The sequence below is a fragment of the Tessaracoccus terricola genome, from assembly GCF_054776555.1.
Window position 1 is genome coordinate 1,004,083 of the sequence record NZ_BAAHBS010000001.1, and the last position, 7,419, is coordinate 1,011,501.

8 protein-coding genes are annotated in these 7,419 nt (G+C 69.4%); 5 read left to right on the plus strand and 3 right to left on the minus strand.

Annotated elements, in window-relative coordinates; genetic code table 11:
• Nucleotides 1-18: 18 nt before the first annotated feature.
• The 3 genes from ACYU7G_RS04290 to kduI all read left to right on the plus strand — a co-directional run bounded on the left by ACYU7G_RS04290 (nucleotide 19) and on the right by kduI (nucleotide 2,849).
• Nucleotides 19-1,203, plus strand: coding sequence for a glycoside hydrolase family 88 protein (locus tag ACYU7G_RS04290; protein WP_461105101.1), 1,185 nt, complete (start codon nucleotides 19-21; stop codon nucleotides 1,201-1,203).
• Nucleotides 1,203-1,970, plus strand: coding sequence for a 2-dehydro-3-deoxy-D-gluconate 5-dehydrogenase KduD (gene kduD / locus ACYU7G_RS04295; RefSeq protein ID WP_461105103.1), 768 nt, complete (start codon nucleotides 1,203-1,205; stop codon nucleotides 1,968-1,970). Before ACYU7G_RS04290 ends, kduD begins: the two co-directional genes overlap by 1 nt.
• A 63-nt stretch (nucleotides 1,971-2,033) precedes the next feature.
• On the plus strand, nucleotides 2,034-2,849 hold the full coding sequence (gene kduI / locus ACYU7G_RS04300) for a 5-dehydro-4-deoxy-D-glucuronate isomerase (RefSeq protein WP_461105105.1): 816 nt from the start codon (nucleotides 2,034-2,036) through the stop codon (nucleotides 2,847-2,849).
• Between the two features lie 235 nt (nucleotides 2,850-3,084).
• Here kduI and ACYU7G_RS04305 read toward each other — a convergent pair whose 3' ends face one another.
• Entirely contained in the window at nucleotides 3,085-3,744 is a 660-nt protein-coding gene (locus ACYU7G_RS04305) for a response regulator (protein ID WP_461105107.1), read from the minus strand.
• A gap of 8 nt (nucleotides 3,745-3,752) precedes the next feature.
• Nucleotides 3,753-4,901 carry a sensor histidine kinase gene (locus ACYU7G_RS04310; protein ID WP_461105110.1) on the minus strand — a complete coding sequence of 383 codons (1,149 nt, stop codon included), beginning with the start codon at nucleotides 4,899-4,901 and terminating at the stop codon, nucleotides 3,753-3,755.
• A gap of 189 nt (nucleotides 4,902-5,090) precedes the next feature.
• On the opposite strand from ACYU7G_RS04310, the gene ACYU7G_RS04315 reads away from it, so the two are divergent.
• Both ACYU7G_RS04315 and ACYU7G_RS04320 read left to right on the plus strand, forming a co-directional pair.
• Entirely contained in the window at nucleotides 5,091-5,594 is a 504-nt protein-coding gene (locus ACYU7G_RS04315) for a hypothetical protein (RefSeq protein ID WP_461105112.1), read from the plus strand.
• 332 nt (nucleotides 5,595-5,926) lie between these two features.
• Nucleotides 5,927-6,256, plus strand: a complete 330-nt coding sequence (locus tag ACYU7G_RS04320; protein WP_461105114.1) for a hypothetical protein — start codon at nucleotides 5,927-5,929, stop codon at nucleotides 6,254-6,256.
• A gap of 74 nt (nucleotides 6,257-6,330) precedes the next feature.
• On the opposite strand, the gene ACYU7G_RS04325 is transcribed toward ACYU7G_RS04320, so the two are convergent.
• Nucleotides 6,331-7,167 (minus strand): DUF4184 family protein, encoded by an 837-nt coding sequence (locus ACYU7G_RS04325; protein WP_461105116.1) that lies wholly within the window; start codon nucleotides 7,165-7,167, stop codon nucleotides 6,331-6,333.
• Nucleotides 7,168-7,419: the final 252 nt, after the last annotated feature.

Here is a 7,419-nt window from a genome sequence, read left to right on the forward strand (position 1 = left end):
CCGAAGGGACCCAACCTGATGTCCACCATCCCCCGCGCCGGGACCAGCACCCAGCAGGCCCTCGACGCGGCTGTCGAGACAGCGCGCCGCCACCTCGTCCGGTTCGCCTTCGCCTACCCAGAGGACACCACCACCGACGGCGTGTACCCGCTGCGCCGCGAGCAGTACGGCCAGCCCGAGGGCGGCAACACCGAGTGGACCACCGGGTTCCTGCCCGGGATGCTCTGGGTGCTGGGGAAGGCCGCCGACGACGACGAACTGCGCGACGGCGCGCACCTGCACGTGCCCAGCTTCGTCGAGCGCATCACCCGCGGCATCGACGTCCAGACCCATGACCTGGGGTTCCTCTACACCCTGTCCTGCGTGACCGCCTGGCGCGAACGCGGCGACGAGGTGGCCCGCGACGCCGCGCTGCTGGCCGCCGACGAGCTGATGACCCGGTTCCTCGAATCGGCAGGCATCATCCAGGCGTGGGGTGATCTGGACGATCCCGCGCAGCAGGGTCGCACCATCATCGACAGCCTGATGAACATGCCGCTGCTGTACTGGGCCACCGAGGCCACCGGCGAGCAGCGGTTCCGCGACGCCGCCGTGCGCCACACCCGCGCGCTGCGGGAAAACATCGTGCGCGCCGACGACTCCACCCACCACACCTTCCACTGGGATCCCATCACCGGCGAGCCGCTGCGTGGCAGCACCGCCCAGGGCCACGGCGACGACTCCTGCTGGGCCCGCGGGCAGGCGTGGGGCATCTACGGCTTCACCCTCGGCTACCGTCACACCGGCGACGAGTCGCTGCTGGAGTTGGCCGGCCGGCTGGCCGAGTACTTCCTGGCGCGGTTGCCCGAGGACCGGGTGCCGTACTGGGACCTGGCCTTCACCGCCGCCGACGGGCAGGAGCGCGACTCCTCGGCCGCCGCGATCGCGGTGTGTGGTCTGCTGGAGCTGGCCGCAGCCACCGGCCGGGTGGACTACCGTCGGGCAGGGGAGGAGATCCTCACCTCGCTCGCCGACGGGTACGCCACCGACGGCACCGGGCCCGAGGACTGCCTCCTCCTGCACAGCGTTTACGACAAGAACAGCGGCAAGGGCGTCGACGAGGGCAACCTGTGGGGCGACTACTTCTACGCCGAGGCGCTGCTGCGGCAGCTGGACCCCGACTGGGTGCCGTACTGGCTCCCGGCCGAGAGAAAGGAATCCTGATGATCCTCGACCACTTCCGACTCGACGGCAAGGTGGCGCTGGTCACCGGCGCCACCCGCGGCCTGGGCCAGGCGATGGCCGTGGCGCTCGCGGAGGCCGGCGCCGACGTCGCACTCGTGGGCTCCAGCACCCGGGCCACCGAGACGGCCGAGCTGGTGGAGGCCACCGGCCGCCGGGCACTCACCCTGGTGTGCGACCTGTCGAAGGCCCCGGTTGCCGAGCTTGCCGGGCTGGTGGAGAGCACCGTAGCCGGGCTGGGTGGCCTGGACATCCTGGTGAACAATGCCGGCACCATCCGTCGCGCCCCGGCGCTGGAGCATCCGGAGAGTGACTGGGACGACGTCGTGCAGGTCAACCAGAAGGCTGTGTTCTACCTGGCGCAGGCCGCCGCGCGCGTGATGGTCGACGCCGGTGGCGGCAAGATCATCAACACCGCCTCCCTGTTGAGCCACCAGGGCGGCATCAACGTCGCCTCCTACGCCGCCTCCAAGCACGCCGTCGCCGGACTGACCAGGGCGATGTCCAACGAGTGGGCGCCGCTGGGGATCAACGTGAACGCCATCGTGCCCGGCTACTTCGCAACCGACAACACCGCCGCCCTGCGCGCCGACGACCAACGCTCGCGCGCCATCCTGGAACGCATCCCCGCCGGCCGGTGGGGCGAGGCGGCCGACCTGGCCGGCGCCGCCGTGTTCCTGGCCTCCCGCGCCGCCGCCTACGTCCACGGTGAGCTGCTCGCCGTCGACGGCGGCTGGCTCGCCCGCTGACCAACCCGAGACCACGCCAACCAGGCCCGGCACCCGGCCGGGCGGAGAACAAGGAGAAAAATCATGGAGAACCGCTACGCCTGCGCCCCCGAGCACGTCGCAGGGATGCGCACCGCCGAGCTGCGCGAGCGATTCCTCGTAGAGGACCTCTTCACCGACGGCGAGGTGAAGTTCGTCTACAGCCACCACGACCGCGTCATCCTCGCCGGCGCCGTCCCCACCGACGGTCCCCTCGAGTTGCCCACCCCGGAGGCGCTCCACACCGAGCACCTCTTCGACAACCGCGAGGCCGGCATCATCAACATCGGCGCCGACGCCGAGGTCACCGTCGACGGACAGAGCTACACCGTCGCCCACAAGGGCCTGCTCTACGTGGGGCGCGGTGCGAAGGAGGTCACCTTCGCCGCCCCCGGCCGCTTCTACCTCTACAGCGCCCCCGCGCACACCGCCTACCCCACCACACTGGTGGGCCCCGACGAGGGCAACGTCCTGGAGCTGGGGGAGCAGGAGACCTCCAACAAGCGCACCCTGCGGCAGCTGCTGTTCAACGGCGAGGTGAAGTCGTGCCAGGTGATGATGGGCGTCACCACGCTCGCGCCCGGCAGCATGTGGAACACCATGCCCGCCCACACCCACGACCGTCGTATGGAGGCCTACCTCTACTTCGACGTCGCCGACGACGCCCGCGTCATCCACCTGATGGGTGAGCCGACGGAGACGCGCCACCTCGTCGTCGCCAACGAGCAGGCGGTCATCTCGCCGAGCTGGTCCGTCCACTCGGGTGTTGGCACGAAGGCGTACTCGTTCATCTGGGCGATGGCGGGTGAGAACCAGAAGTTCGACGACATGGACCCGGCGCCGGTCACGTCGATGGAGTGACCCCTGGGTTCCACTGACCAGTCTCCCTGAGTCGTCGGAGTCGCCGTCGCCCGCGGGGGTTGGTGGTGCACTTGGCTCCGTCTCCGGTGCCGAGTGCGCCACCTTGTTAGGGTGCTGCACTTGGCTGCTGCACTTGGCTCCGTCTCCGGTGCCGAGTGCGCCACCCACCCGACGTCGTGGGCGCGCCGCCTGACTGGCCCCACTCAGGCAGTGGCCAGGAGCAGGCCGGAGTCGTTCACGTTGAGCTGGTGTCTCCGGGTGTGACGAGTCCTGATTCGTAGCTGACGATGACCAGCTGTGACCTGTCACGGGCGGAGAGTTTTGACAGGAGGCGGCTGACATAGGTGCGTGCGGTGGCAGGACTGATGTACAGGCTCGCCCCGATCTCGGCGTTCGACTCACCCATCCCCACCCGGGTGAGGACCTCGCGCTCACGCTCGGTGAGGGAGTCGAGGAGCTCCGGGCGAGTGTTGGCGCTCTGGCCTCCTGCCAGGGTGCCCAACACTTTCCGCGTGATGGCTGGCGAGAGCAGGGCATCGCCGGCAGCGACGGTGCGGATCGCGCTCCGCAACTCGCCGGGTGCGATGTCCTTGAGCAGGTACCCGGCCGATCCGGCACGGATGGCGGCCAGCACGTTCTCGTCCTCGTCGAAGGTGGTCAGCACCACCACCCGGGTACTCGTGAGGGAGTCGTCGGCCACGATTGCCCTGGTGGCGGCGATCCCGTCCAGCTGCGGCATCCGGATGTCCATGAGGACCACATCCGGCCTGTGCTCGCGGACCACGCGGACACCGTCGCGGCCGTTGTCGGCCTCGGCGACGACGTCGATGTCGCCGTCGCGCTCGGCGAGTGTGCGCAAGCCCGTTCGGACGAGCTCCTGGTCATCGACGAGCACCACACGGATCATGGCAGCCTCGCGGGGATGCTGGCTTCGACGGTGAACCCCTCGCCGGCCGATGATCGAGTCCGCAACGTGCCGCCGAGCAACCGGACCCGTTCACTCATTCCCGCCATTCCGTACCCACTGGTCGCACCAACCCCCTTCGTTTCCGCGCCGCGCCCGTTGTCGGTGACGCTGATCCGGAGCCGGCCGTCGTGGATGCCGACGGTCACCCTGGCGCACGTCGCGTCGGCGTGCCGCACGACGTTGGTGATCGACTCCTGGATGACACGGTACGCCGCGGCATCCACCGCCGTGGACAGTTCTGCTGGGGAAGCGGTGATGTCGGTGGCGACGTCGACCCCCGCACCCCGTGCGGCATCCACCAGGTCCTGCACCGAGTCGAGGGAGGCGATGCTCCGCGTCTCGTCGCGGTCCGTGCCGGAACGCAGGATGCGGACCATGCCTCGAAGCTCCTGCAGGGACCGCGTGCTGGCTGTTCGGATGCGGCTGAGGGCCTCGCTCACTGCACGCTCGTCGCGGCCCACGGCCTCCGTCCCGACACCCGCCTGGAGGGAGATGACCGAGAGCGTGTGACCGATGGTGTCGTGCAGCTCGCGGGAGATGCGTTCACGCTCGCCCCGCACACGCGACTCCGCCTCGCGTGCCCTCTGCGCATCGGTCAACCGGGCAATCTCGGCCTGCTGGGCCGCCCTGATGCGACGGGCTCGGAGGCTGTAGCCGAGCGCGATGCCGGCTGCGATGAGCGCGATGTTGGACACCGCGTCGTACCCGAGCACGTACCCGAGGTGGGGTGGGGCGTCGCGGACGCGGAAGTAGAGGGAGACGGCCAGGACGACCGCTCCGGCACCCACGGCCCAACGGGTCAGGCCGACCTCCGCGGCCGAGAACAGGGCGGCCACAACCGGCAGGGCAACGCCGATCGGCGGGAGGTCGAGGATGTAGTAGCCGAACGTGCCAAGCACGCTCAGCAGGAGAACGGGGACCGGCATTCTCCGGCGCAGGAGCAGCACGGCCCCGAACCCCGCTGCGAGGAGGTAGGCCAGGACGTTCGGGGAGGCTGCCGTCGGGACCTGCGACAGCAGGATCACGGTAACGAGCACCGCTGTGACGCCGGTCGCGAGCAGTGCGTCGACGGCCCAGGGCTTCATGAGCTCCTCCTCTCGCTCGCCTACGTTGGCGCCACCCTCCAAGGGTATGGGGCGAGGTGGCACCACACATCGTCGGCTCGGGGCGTCGAGGTGTCGCCTCCTGACGTAGTGACACTACGTCGAGAAGCGATCGACTTCGGGAGCAGGGGCCGATGCCTGGAGCGGGCCGGGGACCGTAGCGTCGAAGCCATGATCTCCCAGGACCCGTCGCCCACCGCCGCATCTGCCCGCCCCTTGAGCGCCTCGAAGCGGCGACGTCTGGGGTTGCCGCTGGTGGCGATCATCGGACTGGCGCTGCTCGAGGCGCCTCGGGTGGTCCTCCACGACCTCGGCGTCATCCACGAAGGCACCGTGGTCAACGCGCTGTTCGTCTTCCTGCCTCCGGTGGTGTGGATCGTCGTCGCGCTCGTCTCGAGGGTGCCCAACCCGTTCGTCACCATCCTGGCGATCGGTGTCTGCTACGGGGTCTTCCTGGCGTTGGGACACCAGCTGATGTGGGGCATCACGTTCGCGGACAATCCACCCCGGCTCGGCGGCAACCTCGCTGGCCTCGACCCCACGATCCAGGTAGTCGTGCTGCGCTCCTTCGCTGTCTTGTCGAGTCTCGTGACCGGCGTGATCGTGGGCGTGATCGCGGGATTCGTCGCCTGGGGCTTCAGCGCTGTCACGCGCAGTTCCGAACGGCCCCGCTGAACAGGTGGTCCGCCGTGGTGGGCCGCTCTCGCGTCGGGTCCTGTCCGACGGATGCGGGCCGGGACCGCCGTCTCGTCGAGCCGGGGGTTGGTGGTGCAGTTGGCCGCGGAGACGGTGCCAACTGCACCACCTTCTTAGGGTGCTGCACTTGGCTGCTGCACTTGGCTCGGTCTCAGGTGCCGAGTGCGCCACTCACCCGACGTCGTGGGCGCGCCGCCGGACTGCCCCACCCAAGCGGTGGCCGGGAGATCCTCGCGGGGAGCATGCGGCGAGGGGCCGGTCCTCGCGGACCGGCCCCTCGTTGTTCACCTCCCAAGCAGTACAGGGGCAGGGTGGCGCTCAAGACCGAGGGCGGGCTGTTCAGCCCCTTGGTGAGGAAGCTGACCATGGGCGGCAGGGACAGGACCAAGCTGGCCGACGGCGTCACCAAGCAAGTGGGCCTCGTGACGGCGGTACTCGAGGACATCCCTGTCCCGGTGCAGGGCATGCTCTGCTTCCTGGGCGCCGACTGGCCGTTGTTCGGAGGCTCCTTCGTCATCAACGACGTCGGGGTCGTGTGGCCCGGTCGTCTGCGCAAGCTACTCTCCGCGCCCGGGCCGCTCGCGGCGCACGAGCTCGACCAGCTCCAGATGAGGACATCCGCCGCGTTCCCGCCGGCCTGAACGGACCGATTCAAGCACGCTCCGTCGTTCATGTACTGCTCCGGCTCGGGACGGGACCGGCCACCCTGTCTCGGTCAGTGCCAGTCAGGGTTGGCTGGCTGTACTGCTGGTCGATGTGCCGCCCACAGCACGGCGAGCCACCAGAGTGAGGTCCCAAGGAGCACCAGGCAACCGATCACCGCACCCCCAATGATCAGGGTCCTGGTCAGGAAGGCCCTGAGCAGGGCTGCGGTGCCTTCATAGGCGGCGAGATCAGCGGTTGCCAAGGTGATGATGGAGCCGGCCAGCAGGCCCACGGCCGCCAGACCACCCAGCAGCAGGCAGGCACCGCGCACGGTCACGTCGGCCCTGTCGGCCAGCGCTCGGCGGTGGCGCCAGAGCAGGAACGCCAGTACCGCCAGACCCAGCACCGAGCTCCCGTACTGCAGCAGGTCAACCCACGACTGGTTCGCGACCACCGGTGTGTTGAGGGCGTCGAAGCGGACGGCGAGGAAGCCGTCGCTGCTCGCGAACGAGTCCCAGAGCAGGTGCGTCAGCGTGCCCACCAGCAGCGACACCAGCACCCAGAGCACATGAGCGGGCAGGGAACTGGTCTCGAAGCGCGGGGCTGCTGATGGCGTCGGTGCTGCCTTGCCGCCGCGCGCGACCCACTTAGCGGGCCGGGCGGCTGCCAGCACGAACACGTAGGCCAGCAGGCCCAGAGCCGCCACGCTGGGCAGACCGGCCAGAGAGTGCGACGTCGTGGCATTCGTGAACGGTTCGTACCAGGACTGCGCGCTCACGGGGATACCGGTGGCGCGCAGGAAGTACGGGATGTCCGGAGTCATGGCTCCCACCACGAGGGCGGGGCCGACGAAGGGCTTCCGCATCAGGGGAAGCACGGCCGCGGGGTGAGCGAGGGTGAAGGGCACGTCGTGACCATACTGCCCCGGCGCTGCGGCCAAGACGCACCAGGTGCCTCGTCGTCGCCGACTGGCGCGCCTACCGGCCGCTGGTGGAGTGGCTCGGGCGGAACATGGCGTGGCGGGAGCGGTGACGGTGGTTAGTGCTAGTCACGACCCTGGCACTGGCCGACGGGTGAGGACGGCTGGTTCGTCCGCACATGCCGATCTGCGGACGTTCGAAACTGCCGATTTGAGCCAACTGGCCGGAGGAATCTCACG

What these genes read in the sequence shown, in the direction of transcription:
- kduD (WP_461105103.1), top strand. Translation starts at nt 1,203, where the DNA reads ATGATCCTCGACCACTTCCGACTCGACGGCAAGGTGGCGCTGGTCACC.
- kduI (WP_461105105.1), top strand. Translation starts at nt 2,034, where the DNA reads ATGGAGAACCGCTACGCCTGCGCCCCCGAGCACGTCGCAGGGATGCGC.
- ACYU7G_RS04315 (WP_461105112.1), top strand. Translation starts at nt 5,091, where the DNA reads ATGATCTCCCAGGACCCGTCGCCCACCGCCGCATCTGCCCGCCCCTTG.
- ACYU7G_RS04290 (WP_461105101.1), top strand. Translation starts at nt 19, where the DNA reads ATGTCCACCATCCCCCGCGCCGGGACCAGCACCCAGCAGGCCCTCGAC.
- ACYU7G_RS04310 (WP_461105110.1), bottom strand. Translation starts at nt 4,901, where the DNA reads ATGAAGCCCTGGGCCGTCGACGCACTGCTCGCGACCGGCGTCACAGCG.